Genomic DNA, 16,808 nt, shown 5'->3' on the forward strand with positions numbered 1-16,808 from the left:
GTACGCGACGGGGGACCGGGGAGGCTACGGCCCGCCCCGATCCACGCACACGTCGACCCGCGGCGTGACTCGGACGCACGCCGCGGGGAAGGGGTCAGGCCGGCCGGGGGACGGCTACGCCTTCACCTCCACCAGCTTCTTCCCGTCGAACGTCATGAGCTCGAAGTGGTCGATCTGGTTCGGTGTGAAAGCGGCGGCGCCGCTCACGTAGAGCGGGTTCTTCGACTCCTCCGTCTTTCCGTCGGGGATGCCGTAGCCCCACTTCGGGACGGACCAGGAGGCCAGTGTCTCGCGCTCGCCGTTCTTGCCGACGGCGACCCACGAGCACTTGAGCGGGCCCTTGACGCCCTTCACCTCGATGGCGCCGCTGGTGCCCCAGTCCTTGGCCTGCATCGCGATCGTGGCGCTGATCCCGGTGGTCGGGTCGGTCGCCGAGACCTTGTCGGTCATGGACTGGAAGGCGGCCTTGGCCGGCGAGACCGCCGCCACCGTGTGTCCGTTGTTGGTGTCGTCGCCGCCGTTCACCGCCATCACGGCGACCGGGCCGCCGATGATCAGCGCGGCGGCGGCCGCGACGAGGTAGAAGCTGCGCCGCCGCTTCTGGGCGCGCCGCTCGGAGACCTCGTCGACCAGTCGCTCGACGAGCCGTGGGCTGGGTTTCGCGGACAGGGATTCGCCGATGGCCGGAGTGCCCTGGCTGCCCGGCATGTCGGCGAGCGCGGCCAGCATCGGTTCCATGCCTGCCAGGTCGTCGAGCTGCTGGGCACACCAGTCGCAGGTGGCGAGGTGCGCCTCGAAGGCGGTCGCCTCCGCGTCGTCCAGGATGCCGAGGGCGTAGGCGCCGACGGTTTCGTGGATGTCGCCCTGCCCCTGGGGACCGCCTCTCACGGCCCCGGGGCCACCAGTGCCGAATCCCCCGTACAGGTTGCTCATGCCGTCACCCCCCGCTCCTCCAGTGCCAGCTTCATCGACCGCAGGGCGTAGAACACCCTGGAGCGCACCGTTCCGCTGGGGATGCCGAGCGTTTCGGCCGCCTCATTGACCGTACGCCCTTTGAAGTACGTTTCGACCAGGACCTCCCTGTGAGCAGGGGTCAGGTCTTCCAGCGCGTCCGACAGTGTCATCAGCCACAACGCCTTGTCGATCTCGTCCTCCGCGGGGATGACCTCCAGCGGCGACGGGTCGACCTCCTGCGGCCGGGCCTGCCGGCTGCGGTGGCCGTCGATGACGATGCGCCGGGCGACCGTCACCAGCCAGGGGCGTACCGAACCGGTCGCTCGGTTGAGCTGGCCGGCGTTCTTCCAGGCACGGATGAGCGTCTCCTGCACGACGTCCTCGGCGCGCTGCCGGTCGCCCGCGACCAGGCGCAGCACGTAGGCGAGCAGGGGTCCCGCATGTTCTCGATACAGGGCACGCATCAGCTCCTCGTCCGGCTCGGTCGAGGACGCCGAGGACGAGGTCATGCGATGTCGGGCCCTGGGCCGCTTTCGTTCATCAGCCACGGCGGAATCCTTGCGCACGCCTACCTCCGGTGTCCGGGGGTTCCCCCAGTCGGTCGCTCACATCCGGGTACGCGCGAAGGGGCCGTTGTGTTCAGAGCGACACCACAAATTTCTTTGAGAAGGTGTGGAAGCACCCGTTCCCGGGCACCCATTTCTCCCCCAACGGGACATACGGCCGCCGGAGTGGAGAGACCCAGGTCACACCGGCAGGCGCTTCACTCCCGAATCCACCAAGATCGCCGTGTGAAAATTTGGCTGGACTTCGGTGGAGGAATTGTCGAGGTCCAGGCGCGCCCTGCCCGGTTTCAGCCAAATTCTTCGGTAACTCTCCTTTTCCTGCGGGCTATACGGATGGTCTCCCTTCCCGGCGGGCGCCCGGTTTCCCTCGGCTTCCATTTCTTTTACAGAGCGCTCAGCGCGTCGAGGGGGTTCCGGGTGTTCAGGGTCTTCAGAACGCCCCGCCGCCGCCTCACCGCGCCCCTGCCCGCCAGGTGAGCGCAACGTTCCCTTCCGGTCACCCGGTGCCACAGGGCGGAAACGCGTTCTCCCTACCTTCGGGACTCATCACCGCGTACGACACCCGGGCACCGCAGAACCGTGGAGGCGTCATGACAGCCCCGAGCACAGCCCCCGCCGCCGGCAGGGGAGGCCGCTGGATCCAGCAGTGGGATCCCGAGGACGAGACGTTCTGGAACGAGACCGGGGAGAAGATCGCCCGGCGCAACCTGCTGTTCTCCGTCTTCTCCGAGCACATCGGGTTCTCGATCTGGACCATGTGGTCCGTGCTGGTGCTCTTCATGGGCCCGAAGTACGGGCTGACCCCCGCCGACAAGTTCATGCTCACGTCCATGGTCACGCTCGTCGGCGCCGTCGTCCGCGTCCCCTACACCTTCGCGGTCGCGATCTTCGGCGGGCGCAACTGGACGATCATCTCCGCGAGCCTGCTGCTCATCCCGACGATCGCCGCCTTCGCCGTGATGAAGCCGGGGACCTCCTTCTCCACCTTCCTGGTCGTCGGCCTGCTCGCCGGCATCGGCGGCGGCAACTTCGCGTCCTCGATGACCAACATCAACGCCTTCTTCCCGCTGCGGAAGAAGGGGTGGGCCCTCGGCCTCAACGCGGGCGGCGGCAACATCGGCGTGCCCGTCATCCAGCTCGTCGCCCTCGCGATCATCGGCGCGAGCGGTGGGCCGCGCGTGCTGCTCGGGATCTACATCCCGCTGATCGTCGTCGCCGCCGTGCTCGCCGCCCTCTTCATGGACAACCTCGCCTCCGTGAAGAACGACACCGGCGCCGCCCGGGACGCCGCGAAGGACGCGCACACCTGGATCATGTCCTTCCTCTACATCGGCACCTTCGGCTCGTTCATCGGTTACAGCTTCGCCTTCGGGCAGGTGCTGCAGAACCAGTTCGGGCGCACCCCGCTGCAGGCGGCGTACGTCACCTTCATCGGCCCGCTGCTCGGTTCGCTGATCCGTCCCGTGGGCGGCTGGCTCGCCGACCGCTACGGCGGCTCGAAGATCACGCTGTGGAACTTCGTCGCCATGGGCGCGGCCACCGCCGTCCTGGTCTTCGCGAGCATGCAGAAGTCGCTGCCGCTGTTCACCGCCGCGTTCGTCGTGCTGTTCGTGCTCAGCGGGCTCGGCAACGGGTCGACGTACAAGATGATCCCCGGCATCTTCCAGGCCAAGGCCGTCGCCAAGGGGCTTCAGGGCGAGGAGGCCGCAGCGTACGGCCGGCGGCTGTCCGGCGCCTCCATGGGCCTCATCGGCGCCGTCGGCGCGCTCGGCGGTGTCGGCATCAACCTCGCCTTCCGGCAGTCCTTCCTCTCCTACGGCTCCGGCACCGGCGCCTTCGTCGCCTTCCTCGCCTTCTACGCCGCGGCCTTCGCGGTCACCTGGGCCGTATACCTTCGCCGCCCGGCCGTGCAACCTCAGGCCAACGCCTCCACCTCCGAGGCGAACCAGCAGCTCAGCTACGCCGAGGTGTGACGTAACACCAGCGACATGAAGCCGAACCGAGCCTGTCACGAGCCGTTGACAGGCTCGGTCGGCATGTAGGCAGGACGCGTACGACCGGTGTTCACGACCGCGTGACCACCGGTATGCCGACTCGAGTGCGGGACGAGAGCCATGTACGACAACCAGCAGCGACCAGAACACGGGCCCCTCGAGGGGTTCACCGTGGGCGTGACGGCCGCGCGACGGGCCGACGAGCTGGGAGCCCTGCTCCAGCGGCGCGGCGCCTCCGTGCTGCACGCGCCGGCCCTGCGCATCGTGCCGCTCGCCGACGACGGGGAACTGCTCGCCGCCACCAAGGAGTTGATCGACCGGGCGCCCGACATCGCGGTCGCCACCACCGCGATCGGCTTCCGCGGCTGGGTCGAGGCCGCCGACGGCTGGGGGCTCGGCGAGGATCTGCTCGTAACGCTGCGCGGGGTGCGGCTGCTCGCGCGCGGCCCGAAGGTCAAGGGCGCCATACGGGCGGCCGGGCTGACCGAGGAGTGGTCGCCCAGCTCCGAGTCCTTGGCCGAGGTGCTCGACCGGCTGCTCGAAGAAGGCGTCGACGGCCTCCGTATCGCCGTCCAGCTGCACGGCGAGCCGCTGCCGGGCTTCGTGGAGGCGCTGCGGGAGGGGGGCGCCGAGGTGGTGGGGGTGCCGGTGTACCGGTGGATGCCACCGGAGGACATCGGGCCGGTGGACCGCCTCCTCGACGCGACCGTCAGCCGGGGCCTGGACGCCCTCACCTTCACCAGCGCGCCCGCTGCCGCGTCCCTGCTCTCCCGGGCCGAGGAGCGCGGGCTGCTGCCGGAACTGCTCGCCGCCCTGAACCACGACGTGCTGCCCGCCTGCGTCGGCCCCGTCACCGCGCTTCCGCTCCAGGCCCACGGCATCGACACGGTCCAGCCCGAACGCTTCCGGCTCGGCCCGCTCGTCCAGCTGCTGTGCCAGGAACTGCCCGCCCGGGCCCGTACGCTGCCCGTCGCCGGCCACCGGGTGGAGATCCGCGGGCACGCGGTGATGGTGGACGGCGCCCTGCGGCCCGTACCGCCGGCGGGGATGTCCCTGCTGCGCGCCCTGTCCCGGCGGCCGGGCTGGGTGGTCCCCCGCTCCGACCTGCTGCGCGCGCTTCCGGGCGCCGGGCGCGACGAGCACGCCGTGGAGACGGCGATGGCCCGGCTGCGGACGGCCCTCGGTGCGCCCAAGCTGATCCAGACGGTGGTCAAGCGCGGCTACCGGCTCGCGCTCGACCCGGCGGCGGACTCCAAGTACGCGGACGTCTGAGCCTCCGTCGGTCGTGACCCGTGCGGCCCTCGTGGCCCACGCGCTCGCCTTGAGGCCGAGGAGTCGGGGGCGTACGGGGCCTTCCCGAGGCGTGTGCGGGCGGGCACTGTAGAGGGGGCGACCGCGGCGATCCCAAGGCGGTGACAGGCACATGGCATCCGGCACGGTCACGGCCTCGTACGCGTTGCGGTTCGGCTCCGGGCGGATCTGCCTGGACCTGCTGACGACGACGCATCCCGAGGAGCGCCTCGACTCGGTGGACCGGTTGCGGTCGTGGATCACCGGGTCCGGGCTGGTGCCGCCCGGTACCCCGCTGACCGGGGTGGACGCGGGCTGGCTGCGGGCGTTCCGTGAACTGCGCGAGCAGATCGGTCAGTTGGTGGACGGCGAACTGGACGGGCGTCCGGCGGACGGGGCGCTGCCCCGGGTCAACGCGGCGGCCCGGGGAGCACCGCCCGCGCCGTGCGCGGTCCGCACGGAGGACGGCGCGCTGGTACGACGGCTGCGCGCACTGCCCGGCTGCGAGGACCTGCTGGCGGCGGTGGCCCGCGAGGCCATAGAACTGCTGACCGATCCGAAGGCCAGGGCGAGCCTGCGGCGGTGCGAGGGCGACAACTGCCCGATCGTCTACCTGGACACGTCCCGGGGCCGACGCCGCCGCTGGTGCTCGAGCGAGGTGTGCGGCAACCGGGAGCGGGTGGCCCGCCACCGCCGGCGGGCGGCGCTGGCACGGACGTAGGTCGCAGGTCGTGCCGGGCACCCTCCCGCCTGCTACGGGATCACATGCCTGCTACGGGATCACATGCCGGCCTCGGTCACCACGTCGCCGGTGGGCGCGGGGGGCGCGGTGGTCGCGCGAGGGATCAGATGGATGGGCAGCACGACGTGGCGCGTGCGGTCGGCCTCGGGGTCGTCGATCAGCTTCAGGGCGAGTTCCCCGGCCACCCGGCCCATGTCCGAGGGTGACTGGGCGACCGTGGACAGATCGAACCACTCGGCGATCTGGTGGTCGTCGAAGCCGATGACGGACATCCGCTCGGGCACCTGGATCCGCGCCGCGCGCAGGGTGTGTACGACAGCGACGGCCAGCTCGTCCTGCTCGGCGAAGACTGCGGTGGGCGGCTCCCGCAGGCTCAGCAGCGCGCCTATCCCTGCGGCGAGACCGCGCTTGTCCTCGACCGACATGGTGACCACCAGCTCGTCGTCCAGGGGAATGCCGGCCTCGGTGAGCGCCTGCCGGTAGCCGAGCAGCCGTTCGCGCGAGCTGAAGGTGAAGCCGGTGGCGCCCGCCGTCGGCACGAAGGCGATCCTGCGGTGGCCGAGGTTGAGCAGGTGCCGGGTGGCCTTGCAGCCTCCGGCCACGTCGTCGACGTAGACGCTGGGGCGGCCCTTGGCGTGCTGGCTGACGTAGATGACCGGCATCCCGAGGTCGTCCAGCCGTGCCGTCTCCTCGTCGGTGAGGTCGAAGCCGAAGACGAGGAGCGCGTCGGCGTTCCGCCGGGCCGGGAGGTGCTCGAAGAACGAGGTGCGCTCGGCCATGTCCGGGATGACGTAGACGTTCAGCTCCATGCCGGCCGCGCGCAGCAGCGGGCCCAGGCTGGACAGCGCCGAGCCCATGAACCACGAGTTGAGCGTGGGCACGAGCACCGCGACGACCCCGGTCTTCCCCGTGACCAGGCTCGCCGCCTGCCGCGAGACCGCGAAGTTCAGCTCGCGGGCGGCCTGTTCGACGCGTACGCGGACGTCCGCCGAGACGGACGTCAGTCCGCGCAGGGTGCGGGAGACCGTGGACGGGGAGACGCCGGCCCGTTCCGCGACGTCGGCCATCGTGGGGTGCCGCTGAGCTGGTGACATGAGCGGAAGTTAGCACAGAGGCGGGCTTTTGACAGCTGGCTCGTGAAAGCGCTGCCACAACTCCACCATGGGGCTTTTTGCCCCGTTTTGCTGTAAAAATAACTGCGGTACGCACCTAAAACTGTCTGAATCATCGGCGACTTACGGATTGACTTCCCCCAACTGCACTCCTAGCGTGCAAGCGTTGTCACGGCGGCGTGCAAGGTGCTTTCGTGTAGCCAGCCTTGAGGGCTCCGATCTGCGCTTTTGAGGGATCTTCGCGCCGTGACAGCACTGTCAGTCGCGCCTTCGGTTCCGCACGACCAGGAGAGAGACAGTGATGACCAGGACCACCAGAGCCCTTCAGTGTTCGGCGACGCTCGCCGCCGCCGGGCTGCTCCTCACCGCCTGCGGCTCGTCCGGCGGCAGCGGCGGCAGCTCCGGACAGGACTCCCAGAGCATGTCGTTCAAGGGCCGCGGCCCCATCACGTACGTGGCCGGCAAGGACGCCACCGGCACCATCCAGACGATCATCGACCGCTGGAACAAGCTGCACCCCAAGGAGAAGGTCACCTTCATCCAACTGCCGACGGACGCGGACTCGCAGCGGCAGCAGATGATCCAGAACGCGGAGACGAAGTCCGACGCCTACACGGTGCTCTCGCTCGACGTCGTGTGGACGTCGGAGTTCGCCGCCCACCAGTGGATCGACCGCCTGCCCGAGACCCGGTTCCCACTGCAGAACATGCTCAAGCCCGTGGTGGAGACCGCGAAGTACCGCGGAGGGCTGTACGCGGTCCCGGGCAGCTCCGACGGCGGCCTGCTGTACTACCGCAGCGACCTGCTGAAGAAGGCCGGCATCACCAGCCCTCCGGTGACCTGGTCCCAGATGACGGCCGACTGCGCCAAGGTGAAGAAGCTGCCCGAGGCCAAGGACATGTCCTGCTACGCCGGGCAGTTCCAGAAGTACGAGGGCCTGACGGTGAACTTCTCCGAGGCCGTGAACTCCGCGGGCGGCGTGGTCACCGACGCGAACGGCAAGCCGGACGTCGACACCCCGCAGGCGAAGAAGGGCCTGGACTTCCTCGTCGACTCCTTCAAGGACGGGACCATCCCCAAGGAGGCCATCACCTACCAGGAGGAGGACGGCCGTCAGGCGTTCCAGTCCGGCAAGCTGGTATTCCTGCGCAACTGGCCGTACGTGTACGCGCTGGCCCAGAAGAGCCCGGTCGGGGGGAAGTTCGCGGTCGCGCCGCTGCCCGGCCTGAACGGGGCCGGCTCCTCCAGTCTGGGCGGTCACAACCTGGCCCTGTCGTCCTCCGCCAAGAACAAGGCGACGGCCCTGGACTTCATGAAGTTCTTCAGCAGCGAGGAGAGCGCGAGCTACTTCCTCAAGGCCGCCTCCCTCGCCCCGCCGTACACGAACCTGTACGACGACGCGTCGCTGGACAAGCAGTATCCGTACCTGCCCGTCCTCAAGCAGTCCATCCTGCACGCCGTGCCGCGCCCGCGGGTCGTGCAGTACGGGGACGTGACGTCGGCGATCGAGAAAGAGGCCTACGCAGCCCTGTCCGGCAGCAAGAGCAGCGCTCAGGCTCTGAAGGATCTGCAGGCGGACCTGCAGAAGCTGACGGCGCAGTGAGGACACGGGTCATGGCCGACACGAAGATCCCGTCCGGAACGGCCGGCCGGGAGCCCGGGGCGGTGGGCCGCCCCGGGCGGCCCTCCGCGCTGCGGAACCTCCGGCGCACACGGGACCGCGCGACAACGGGCACGGGCCGGCTGGCGGCGCTGCTGGTCTCCCCCACGCTCCTGGTGCTGACGATCGTCGTGATCTATCCGACGCTCATGGCGCTGCACGAGTCGCTGTACGGGCCCAAGGGACTGGACCCCAAGACCGGCTTCATCAACAACACCGAGCCGTTCGTGGGCCTGAAGAACTACACCGGCATCTTCACCCAGGCCGGTGACCGGTTCTGGAACGCCTTCTGGAACACCACCCTCTTCACCGTCGTCACGGTGTCGCTGGAGACGGTGATCGGTGTGGCCATGGCGCTGATCATGCACAAGGCGTTCCGGGGCCGGGGCCTGGTACGGGCGAGCATCCTCGTGCCCTGGGCGATTCCCACGGCCATCTCCGGCCTGTTGTGGCGGTGGATCTTCAACGCCGACGGCATCGCCAACGTCCTCGTCGGGCACCAGGTCCTGTGGACCGCCGACGGCTTCTCGGCCAAGATCGCGGTCATCATCGCCGACGTGTGGAAGACCGCCCCCTTCATCGGGCTGCTGGTCCTGGCCGGACTGCAGGTGATCCCGAAGGAGGTCTTCGAGGCGGCCCGGATCGACGGGGCCCGCGCCTGGGGCCGGTTCTGGCACATCACCCTGCCCCTGGTGAAGCCCGCGCTGCTGGTGGCGGTGCTGTTCCGGTGCCTGGACGCGCTGCGGATGTTCGACCTGCCCTACATCCTCATCGGCGCGCAGAAGAACTCGGTGGAAACCCTGTCGATGCTCGCGCAGAACGAGGCGTCCAACGTCCGCTTCGGACCGGCCTCCGCCTACGCGGTGCTCCTCTTCCTCTACGTCTTCCTCATCGCGCTCGCCTTCGTCCGGCTGCTGGGCGCCGACCTCGTCGGCGACGGCGGCGTCCGCAACAGGCGCGGGCGCCGGACCGGGCGCCGGGGTTCCGTGGCGCTGCTCCGTGCGGAGGTGACGGCATGACCCTCACAGCCACCTGGCGTCAGCGGCTGCCCTATGTGGGTGTCGCCGCGGTGGTCGCCTACTGCCTGGCCCCGTTCTACTGGATGCTCGTCTCCAGCCTGCGGCGCGACGACGACATCTTCAGCACCTCGCTGTTTCCCTCGCCGCTGTCGTTCCGGAACTACCGGGCGGTGTTCAACCCCTCCCAGGGGTTCTCGCGCGCGCTGCTCAACAGCCTGATCGTCGCCGGCATCACCACGGCACTGGCGCTGCTGCTGGCCACGTTCACCGCGTACGCGATGGCCCGGCTGGACTTCCGGTTCAAGCGGCTGATCCTCACGCTGATCATCGCCACCTCGATGTTCCCGGTGGTGTCGATCGTGGTTCCGCTGCTGAAACTGTTCACGGACATCGGCTGGATCAACACCTACCAGGCCATGATCGTGCCGAGCATGTCCTTCGCGCTGCCGCTGGCGGTGTGGAACCTGACCACGTTCTTCCGCCAGATGCCGGACGAGCTGGAGCACGCCGCGATGGTCGACGGCTGCACCCGCGGCCAGGCGTTCCGCAAGGTCATCATCCCGATCGCCGCGCCCGGCATCTTCACCACCGCGATCATCACCTTCATCGCCGCCTGGAACGAGTTCCTCATCGCCCTGTCGATGACCAACAAGCCCGGGATGCAGACCGCGACGGTCGCCATCTCGAAGTTCTCCGGAGCCACGACGTACCAGACGCCGTTCGGCAGCCAGATGGCGGCAGGCGTCATCGTCACGATCCCGCTGGTGATCATGGTGCTGCTCTTCCAGCGCCGTATCGTCGCCGGACTCACCGCAGGCGCGGCCAAGTAGGCACCGGCGCCGCGCCGACCCTTCCCGACGTCCAAGGAGTGACGCACTCGTATGTCCGGTACCGCACCGTGGTGGCGCAGCGCCGTCATCTACCAGATCTACATCCGCAGCTTCGCCGACGGAAACGGTGACGGCGTCGGCGACATCGCCGGCATCCGCTCCCGTCTGCCGTATCTGAAGTCGCTCGGGGTCGACGCCATCTGGATCAACCCGTGGTACAAGTCGCCGATGGCGGACCACGGTTACGACGTGGCGGACTTCCGTGAGATCGACCCGCTGTTCGGCACGGTGGCCGAGGCGGAGGAGCTCATCGAGGAGGCGCACCGGCACGGGATCCGCGTCATCCCCGACATCGTGCCCAACCACACCTCCGACCGGCACGCCTGGTTCCAGGCGGCGCTGGCGGCGGGGCCGGGCAGCCCCGAGCGGGAGCGCTACGTCTTCCGGCCCGGCCGCGGGCCCGACGGCGCCGAGCCGCCCAACGACTGGGTGTCCTCCTTCGGCGGCCCGGCCTGGACGCGGCTGCCCGACGGGCAGTGGTACCTGCACCTGTTCGCCCCCGAGCAGCCCGACCTCAACTGGGAACACCCCGAGGTGAGGGCCGAGTTCGAGTCGATCCTGCGGTTCTGGTTCAGCCGGGGCGTGGACGGGTTCCGCATCGATGTGGCACACGGACTCGTCAAGCACCCCGAACTGCCCGATCTGCCGCCCCGCCCCGAGCCGGCGGGGGTGCTCGGACCGCTCTCCCGCCGCGACGACACGGAGGAGCGGATCCGGCAGCACGTCGACCACCCCCACTGGGACCGCGACGAGGTCCACGAGATCTACCGCGCGTGGCGCAAGGTGGCCGACGAGTTCCCCGGCGACCGCTCCTTCGTCGCCGAGGCCTGGGCGGACACCCCCGAGCGGCTCGCCGCCTACGTCCGCCACGACGGCCTGCACACCGCGTTCAACTTCGACTTCCTGATGGCGAGCTGGGACGCGAAGGACCTGCGCGCGGTCATCGACGACTCGCTCGCCATGCTCGGCGCGGTGGGCGCACCGGCCACCTGGGTGCTGTCCAACCACGACGTCATGCGCCACGTCAGCCGCTACGGCCGCAGGACCGTCAAGCGGTGGCTGGCCAACGAACGCTACGAGCCCGAAGGCCCCCTGGACCTCGAGCTGGGCATCCGGCGCGCCCGTGCGGCCGCCCTGCTGATGCTCGCCCTGCCCGGCGGCGCCTACATCTACCAGGGCGAGGAACTCGGCCTGCCCGAGGTCGAGGACCTGCCCGAGTCCGTCCTGCAGGACCCGATCTGGGAGCGCTCCGGACACACCGAACGCGGTCGTGACGGCTGCCGGGTGCCGATCCCCTGGTCCGGGCACACCGCGCCGTTCGGCTTCAGCCCCGAGGGTGCCTCGGCCGCGCCCTGGCTGCCGCAGCCCGCCGACTGGGGCGAGCGCAGCGTGGAGGCGCAGACCGGTGACGAGACGTCGATGCTGGAGCTCTACCGTCGCGCCCTGCGTGTGCGCCGCGAGCACCCGGCGCTCGGCGACGGCACTCTGGTCTGGCTGGACGCTCCCGCCGGAGTCCTCGCGCTCCGCCGCGAACCCGGCTTCGTCTGCGTGGTCAACCTCTCGTCCGAGGCGTACCGGCTGCCCGACCACACCTCGGTCCTGCTGACGAGCGGCCCCGTGGAGGACGGCCTGCTGGCACCGGACCAGGCAGCCTGGCTGGCGGTGTAGCCGTCCATGGGACACCAGGGCGGTCCGGTGCATCCCCGCTCACCGGACGGCCCTGGTTCTGCCCCGGTCTCACACGGACCCGGCCCGCCTGCGTCCCGCCGACCGGTCCCGCTCCTGCCCGTTCCGCCCCGGCCGGTTCCGCTCCGGCCCGTTGTGTCCCGCCCCGTTGCGTCCCGCCCCGTTCGGCCACAGCCTCGGGCTCCGCTTGGCCGCCCTGTCCTCGATCCAGCCGAACGCCACGATCGCCAGGCCGATCAGCGGCCAGATCAGGACGAACATCCAGAGCGTGTACGTCGCGTCCGGCGCCGCCACGGCGCTGTCGGCCTGAAGGAAGGGGAGTTTGTAGAGCTGGTCCAGGATCGGGACCGTGGCCATGATCAGCATGTTGTGCCACAGGTAGATCGTGACCGCGCGGTTGTTGGACAGGGTCACCAGCTTGTCCCAGCGGCGCAGCCGGCCCGGGAGTTCCTGCCAGGACGGGGAGTACTGGAGGAGGATGACGACGAACCCGAAGGACCAGGTCGCCTGGGCCAGCGGGATGTCGTTCAGGTCCCAGCCGTCGGGGCCCTGGTGGCCCGACGCCCACCACAGGCCGAACGCCATCAGCAGGGCCGAGCAGGAGACGGCGGCATAGCGGGGGATCCGGGCCAGAAGGCCCTCGTGGTGGGCGAAGCCGAGGACCCAGCAGCCGCCGTAGACCGCGAAGTCCGTCACCGCGTTGCCGGTCTCGCCGGGGATCGAGACCAGGCCCGTGCCGACGACCGCCGTCAGGCCCAGCGGCGCCAGCAACGTCGGCCACGGAGCCCGCCTGAACGCCCACAGGAGCAGCGGCGAGGCCACCACGAACCACAGGTAGGCGCGCAGGTACCACAGAGGTCCCACCGCCTGCACCGCCCAGGTGTCCTCCAGCAGCCCCGACTTGGCGCCCAGGTGCCAGGGGAAGGGCGGGGCGCCGACCGGGATCACATAGTCGACCAGGCCGAGCAGGCCCCAGGTGCCGCCGTGGTCCCGGTCCTTCAGCGGGTTCCAGCCGCCCGCGAACATCAGCGTCAGGACCACCGCGCTGAACGCCCACAGCGGCGGCAGCAGCCTGCGCACCCGGCTCCTGATCACACTCGGCGCCGGGCGGCTCAGGGAACGGGCCATCAGGGAGCCCGCCAGGGCGAACATCACGCCCATCGACGGGAAGAGCACGGTCAGCCAGGCCCAGCCGAAGAGGTGGTAGACCACGACCCGGACCAGGGCCAGGGAGCGCAGGAGGTCCAGGTAGCGGTCGCGGCCTGGTTTGCGGGCTTCGGGGCTCCCCTTCTCCGCCTCCCGCTGCCGCGGGATCCCGTACGCCGACGCCGGCTCCGGGCCCGTTCCGGTGGTGTAGCCGTGGGTCATGCCACGGGCCTCCGATCACTGTGCGGCCTTGGCTGCGGCACGGGGCCGCCGGGCGCCTCCACGACACCGGTGCGCCGCAGCTTCTGCCAGCGCAGCCGGCCGCCGGTGAGCGCCGTGATCCAGGACTGGAGCAGCACGACGTACATCAGCTGGCGGTAGAGGATCTGCTGCAGGGGCAGCGAGAGCAGGTGGGTCATGCGTTCGCGGTCGAGGCGGAAGGCGTACGCCGCGCAGGCGGCCTGGATCGCCAGGACGCCCAGCCACGCCACGACCGTCTTCTGCGTCGGGCCGAACACCACGCCGTAGAGCAGGAAGACGTCGATGAGCGGGGCCAGCAGCGGGGCCACCACCATGAACAGGGAGACCAGGGGAAGGCCCACCCGGCCGAAGCGCCCGGACGGACCGCGCTCCAGCAGCGCCCCCCGGTGCTTCCAGATCGCCTGCATGGTGCCGTACGACCAGCGGTAGCGCTGGGACCACAGCTGCTGGACGGTCTCCGGGGCCTCCGTCCAGGCACGGGCGTTCTCGGCGTACACCACCCGCCAGCCGTCGCGGTGCAGCGCCATGGTGATGTCGGTGTCCTCGGCGAGCGTGTCGTCGCTCATGCCGCCCACCCGTTCCAGCGCGGACCTGCGGAACGCCCCGACCGCGCCGGGGATCGTCGGCATGCAGCGCAGGATGTCGTACATGCGGCGGTCGAGGTTGAAGCCCATCACGTACTCGATGTGCTGCCACGCACCGATGAGGGAGTTCCGGTTGCCCACCTTCGCGTTGCCCGCCACCGCGCCGACGCGCGGGTCGGCGAAGGGCTGGACCAGTTCCCGGACGGTGGCCGGTTCGAAGACCGTGTCGCCGTCCATCATCACGACCAGGTCGTAACGGGCGTTCGCCACACCGCGGTTGAGAGCGGCCGGCTTGCCCGCGTTGAGCTGCCGTACGACACGCACGTTGGGCAGGCCCATCGCCTCGACGATGCGGGCCGTGCCGTCGGTCGAGCCGTCGTCGACGACGACCACCTCGATGGGGTGCTCGCTCGCCATCAGGGAACGGACGGTGTTCTCGATGCACTTGGCCTCGTTGTACGCGGGCACCAGCACCGACACCGGTTCGGTGACCGGCGCCCCCCAGCGGAAGCCGCTGCGGCGCACCCGGCGCGCGTGGACGCCGGAGAGCAGGAGCATCAGCACGAAGCGGCCGATGACGAGGCTGCCGACCACCGCGAGGCAGACCACCATGACGTCGGTGACCTTCTCGGAGGCCTGGACCAGGAAGATCCACGCCTTGCCCTTCCCCGCGTCGAGGCCGGTGACCGGGGTCAGTGCGCTGGGCGCGCCGAGCGCCTCGGTGAGGTTCTGGAACCGGTAGCCCTCAGCCTGGAGTCCGGGCAGGAACCGGTCCAGTGCCTGCACCGTCTGGTGGCGGTCGCCTCCGGAGTCGTGCATCAGGACGATCGCGCCCTTGCCGCCGTGCGGGGTGGCACGGCGGATGATCTCGGCGACGCCGGGCTTCTGCCAGTCCTCGCTGTCGGTGTCGTTGACGACGGTGATGTAGCCGCGGCTGCCGATGTACTCGGTCACCGGCCATGACTTGTCGTCCATGGCGTCGGCGAAGGAGGAGTACGGCGGCCGGAAGAGGGAGGTGCGCACACCGGCCGCTCCGCTGATCGCGAGCTGGTTGGTGGACAGCTCCCAGTCGATGCGGCGCTTCGACTGGTAGGACAGGTCGGGGTGGTTGAAGGTGTGCAGGCCGACCTCGTGGCCCTCCGCCACCATGCGGGCGACGAGGTCGGGGTAGCGCGAGGCCATGGTGCCGGTGACGAAGAAGACCGCGTGCGCGTGGTGCTTCTTCAGCACGTCGAGGACCTTGGGCGTCCAGGTGGGGTCGGGGCCGTCGTCGAAGGTGAGGACCAGGCGGTGGTCCGGCACACGGATCGTGCTGGTGCGGCCGCTGCGGGTGTCGATGACCGGACCGCCGTCCAGGATCTGCTCCGGGACGTGACCGGTGGCCGCCTCGGGCCGGATGCGGTGGTCGGCGAGGATCTCGCTGTGCACGAAGCCGCGCAGCATCAGCATCGTCACGAGGGCGACGAGGAGGAGCGTGGGCAGCAGCAGGCGCATGGGCACACGGCGGCGCCGGGCGCCGTCGCGGGCGCCGGTCGCGGCCCCGGGACGGCGGGTGCGGGATGCCATCAGAGGACGTACTCCGGGGAACGGGAGAGCGAGGAGGAGGACCCGGCGGCGTCTTCGGCGTCGGGCGTGGGGGTGCGCGCACCCCCGGCCACCGGCGACGGCGCGCTCGGGCCGTCGGCGATGCTGCGCAGGCCCGGGCCCGGGGTGCCGCCGTCCGGGCTCGGCGACGGGTCGGGCGAGGGGTTGCCGCCCGCCGAGGGGCTCTCGGCCGGCGGGGTGGGGACGGGCACCGACGGACGCAGGCTCGGTCGGGTAACGCCGCTGCCCGGGTCGCTGGCGGTGCTCGTCGCGGACGGCCCGGGATCGGCGGAGGTGCCCTGCCGTCCTGGGCTCGCGGAGGCGCCGCGCGTGGAGGCGCTGAGGCCCGGCGACGGTGTCGTGGCCTCGCTCGCCGACGCGGTCACGCCGGGGGCGGCGCTGCCCGGCGCGGACGGCTGCGCGGACCGGGAGGGCAGCGGCGAGCTGTCGACCTTGCTCGCCGGCACGTCCTCCTGCTCCCTGGGCACCGGCAGCCAGGGCGCGGCGGAGTTGCCCGACAGCAGGGTGGCGACGATGACGGCGGCGTAGGCGGCGCAGGCGACACCGATGGCGATGCCGATACGGCGCAGCCGGCGCCCGCGCCGTCCGGACTCGTCCACGAAGACGGGGCCCTCGGAGCCGTCCCGGCCGCCGGGCTCCCCACGCTCGGCCTGCCCGGGTCCCGCCCCGAGCCGCCAACCGATGCTGTCGAGCTGGACGGTCACCTCGTGCGGGTCGTGGGCGTGCTCGGTGTCGGCCGGGCCGGGCCAGGGGTCCCGGCGAGCGGCGCCGGCGCGCTGTGCGGGGATGCCCTGGATCCCGGCCGTGTCCGGCAGGCCCGCGTGACCGGCGGGCCCGGGAGGAAACTCCGTCTCGGCGACCTCCGGAAGACGCGCACCGGCACCGGCCTTGAGAACGGCCTCGGCTTCGGTGACGCCCGGGCGTCCCGCGCGACCCGCGGCCCTGCGAAGGGCCTCGGTCCCGGTGGTCTCCGCCAGGCCCGCGTGCCGCACGGCCCTGGGAAGGAGCTCCGTCTCGGTGAGGTCCGGCAGGCCCGCGCCCGCGCCCGCACCGGCTCGCGGCAGGACCTCGGTCGCGTCCATGCCCGTCAGGCCCGCACCCGCACGCAGCGTCTCCGCTCCGCCGGACGCCGCCAAGGAACGGACGTCATGCCCGCCGACTGGGACTTCTCGGGTCGCCGATGCGGCATCGGGCCATTCCGGTTGGGCGTCTTCCCGCCACTTTTCCACGCGCGCACATCCCCCCACGGGACAGTTCCGGGCGCGCCTACGGCCCCGGGCACCTGTCGACCGGACCAGG

The 16,808-nt window shown here is 70.7% G+C and carries 13 protein-coding genes; 7 read left to right on the plus strand and 6 right to left on the minus strand.

Annotated elements, in window-relative coordinates; genetic code table 11:
• Nucleotides 1-114 precede the first annotated feature (114 nt).
• Nucleotides 115-933, minus strand: a complete 819-nt coding sequence (locus ACFYZE_RS17625; RefSeq protein WP_388994176.1) for an anti-sigma factor family protein — start codon at nucleotides 931-933, stop codon at nucleotides 115-117.
• Nucleotides 930-1,520, minus strand: coding sequence for a sigma-70 family RNA polymerase sigma factor (locus tag ACFYZE_RS17630; RefSeq protein ID WP_103841015.1), 591 nt, complete (start codon nucleotides 1,518-1,520; stop codon nucleotides 930-932). Before ACFYZE_RS17630 ends, ACFYZE_RS17625 begins: the two co-directional genes overlap by 4 nt.
• Nucleotides 1,521-2,110: 590 nt before the next feature.
• On the opposite strand from ACFYZE_RS17630, the gene ACFYZE_RS17635 reads away from it, so the two are divergent.
• The 3 genes from ACFYZE_RS17635 (at nucleotide 2,111) to ACFYZE_RS17645 (ending at nucleotide 5,525) form a co-directional block, all read left to right on the plus strand.
• The gene (locus ACFYZE_RS17635) at nucleotides 2,111-3,493 is read left to right on the plus strand and encodes an MFS transporter (RefSeq protein WP_388994179.1); all 1,383 of its coding nucleotides are present in this window, start codon (nucleotides 2,111-2,113) and stop codon (nucleotides 3,491-3,493) included.
• A gap of 141 nt (nucleotides 3,494-3,634) precedes the next feature.
• Nucleotides 3,635-4,786 carry a uroporphyrinogen-III synthase gene (locus ACFYZE_RS17640; protein ID WP_388994182.1) on the plus strand — a complete coding sequence of 384 codons (1,152 nt, stop codon included), beginning with the start codon at nucleotides 3,635-3,637 and terminating at the stop codon, nucleotides 4,784-4,786.
• 151 nt (nucleotides 4,787-4,937) lie between these two features.
• A complete protein-coding gene (locus ACFYZE_RS17645; RefSeq protein WP_388994185.1) occupies nucleotides 4,938-5,525 on the plus strand; it encodes a CGNR zinc finger domain-containing protein in 588 nt (195 codons plus the stop codon).
• A 59-nt stretch (nucleotides 5,526-5,584) separates the two neighbouring features.
• Here the strand turns inward: ACFYZE_RS17645 and ACFYZE_RS17650 are convergent, their stop codons facing one another.
• Nucleotides 5,585-6,640 carry a LacI family DNA-binding transcriptional regulator gene (locus tag ACFYZE_RS17650; protein ID WP_388994188.1) on the minus strand — a complete coding sequence of 352 codons (1,056 nt, stop codon included), beginning with the start codon at nucleotides 6,638-6,640 and terminating at the stop codon, nucleotides 5,585-5,587.
• Nucleotides 6,641-6,959: 319 nt separating this feature from the next.
• On the opposite strand from ACFYZE_RS17650, the gene ACFYZE_RS17655 reads away from it, so the two are divergent.
• Genes ACFYZE_RS17655 through ACFYZE_RS17670 form a run of 4 tightly spaced genes read left to right on the plus strand, consistent with a single transcriptional unit; the run spans nucleotide 6,960 to nucleotide 11,895 of the window.
• Complete coding sequence (locus ACFYZE_RS17655; RefSeq protein ID WP_388994191.1) at nucleotides 6,960-8,261, plus strand: ABC transporter substrate-binding protein; 1,302 nt, start codon at nucleotides 6,960-6,962, stop codon at nucleotides 8,259-8,261.
• Nucleotides 8,262-8,272: 11 nt separating this feature from the next.
• Complete coding sequence (locus ACFYZE_RS17660; RefSeq protein WP_388994194.1) at nucleotides 8,273-9,337, plus strand: carbohydrate ABC transporter permease; 1,065 nt, start codon at nucleotides 8,273-8,275, stop codon at nucleotides 9,335-9,337.
• Entirely contained in the window at nucleotides 9,334-10,167 is an 834-nt protein-coding gene (locus ACFYZE_RS17665) for a carbohydrate ABC transporter permease (protein WP_388994197.1), read from the plus strand. The genes ACFYZE_RS17660 and ACFYZE_RS17665 overlap by 4 nt, the downstream gene beginning before the upstream one ends.
• Nucleotides 10,168-10,218: 51 nt before the next feature.
• Complete coding sequence (locus ACFYZE_RS17670) at nucleotides 10,219-11,895, plus strand: glycoside hydrolase family 13 protein (protein WP_388994200.1); 1,677 nt, start codon at nucleotides 10,219-10,221, stop codon at nucleotides 11,893-11,895.
• A gap of 69 nt (nucleotides 11,896-11,964) precedes the next feature.
• Here ACFYZE_RS17670 and ACFYZE_RS17675 read toward each other — a convergent pair whose 3' ends face one another.
• From ACFYZE_RS17675 to ACFYZE_RS17685, 3 genes are read right to left on the minus strand one after another with little or no spacing between them, the layout of a single operon-like run.
• Nucleotides 11,965-13,281, minus strand: coding sequence for an acyltransferase (locus ACFYZE_RS17675; RefSeq protein WP_388994203.1), 1,317 nt, complete (start codon nucleotides 13,279-13,281; stop codon nucleotides 11,965-11,967).
• Nucleotides 13,278-15,470: a glycosyltransferase gene (locus ACFYZE_RS17680; protein WP_388994206.1), complete on the minus strand. Its 2,193-nt coding sequence runs from the start codon at nucleotides 15,468-15,470 to the stop codon at nucleotides 13,278-13,280. The genes ACFYZE_RS17675 and ACFYZE_RS17680 overlap by 4 nt, the downstream gene beginning before the upstream one ends.
• Nucleotides 15,470-16,645, minus strand: coding sequence for a hypothetical protein (locus ACFYZE_RS17685; protein ID WP_388994209.1), 1,176 nt, complete (start codon nucleotides 16,643-16,645; stop codon nucleotides 15,470-15,472). Before ACFYZE_RS17685 ends, ACFYZE_RS17680 begins: the two co-directional genes overlap by 1 nt.
• Between the last annotated feature and the right edge of the window lie 163 nt (nucleotides 16,646-16,808).

It is taken from the genome of Streptomyces sp. NPDC001796, from assembly GCF_042892355.1.
In the GTDB taxonomy this organism is placed as follows: Bacteria; Actinomycetota; Actinomycetes; order Streptomycetales; family Streptomycetaceae; genus Streptomyces.

What these genes read in the sequence shown, in the direction of transcription:
- ACFYZE_RS17625 (WP_388994176.1), bottom strand. Translation starts at nt 933, where the DNA reads ATGAGCAACCTGTACGGGGGATTCGGCACTGGTGGCCCCGGGGCCGTG.
- ACFYZE_RS17635 (WP_388994179.1), top strand. Translation starts at nt 2,111, where the DNA reads ATGACAGCCCCGAGCACAGCCCCCGCCGCCGGCAGGGGAGGCCGCTGG.
- ACFYZE_RS17640 (WP_388994182.1), top strand. Translation starts at nt 3,635, where the DNA reads ATGTACGACAACCAGCAGCGACCAGAACACGGGCCCCTCGAGGGGTTC.
- ACFYZE_RS17645 (WP_388994185.1), top strand. Translation starts at nt 4,938, where the DNA reads ATGGCATCCGGCACGGTCACGGCCTCGTACGCGTTGCGGTTCGGCTCC.
- ACFYZE_RS17650 (WP_388994188.1), bottom strand. Translation starts at nt 6,640, where the DNA reads ATGTCACCAGCTCAGCGGCACCCCACGATGGCCGACGTCGCGGAACGG.
- ACFYZE_RS17655 (WP_388994191.1), top strand. Translation starts at nt 6,960, where the DNA reads ATGACCAGGACCACCAGAGCCCTTCAGTGTTCGGCGACGCTCGCCGCC.
- ACFYZE_RS17660 (WP_388994194.1), top strand. Translation starts at nt 8,273, where the DNA reads ATGGCCGACACGAAGATCCCGTCCGGAACGGCCGGCCGGGAGCCCGGG.
- ACFYZE_RS17665 (WP_388994197.1), top strand. Translation starts at nt 9,334, where the DNA reads ATGACCCTCACAGCCACCTGGCGTCAGCGGCTGCCCTATGTGGGTGTC.
- ACFYZE_RS17670 (WP_388994200.1), top strand. Translation starts at nt 10,219, where the DNA reads ATGTCCGGTACCGCACCGTGGTGGCGCAGCGCCGTCATCTACCAGATC.
- ACFYZE_RS17675 (WP_388994203.1), bottom strand. Translation starts at nt 13,281, where the DNA reads ATGACCCACGGCTACACCACCGGAACGGGCCCGGAGCCGGCGTCGGCG.
- ACFYZE_RS17680 (WP_388994206.1), bottom strand. Translation starts at nt 15,470, where the DNA reads ATGGCATCCCGCACCCGCCGTCCCGGGGCCGCGACCGGCGCCCGCGAC.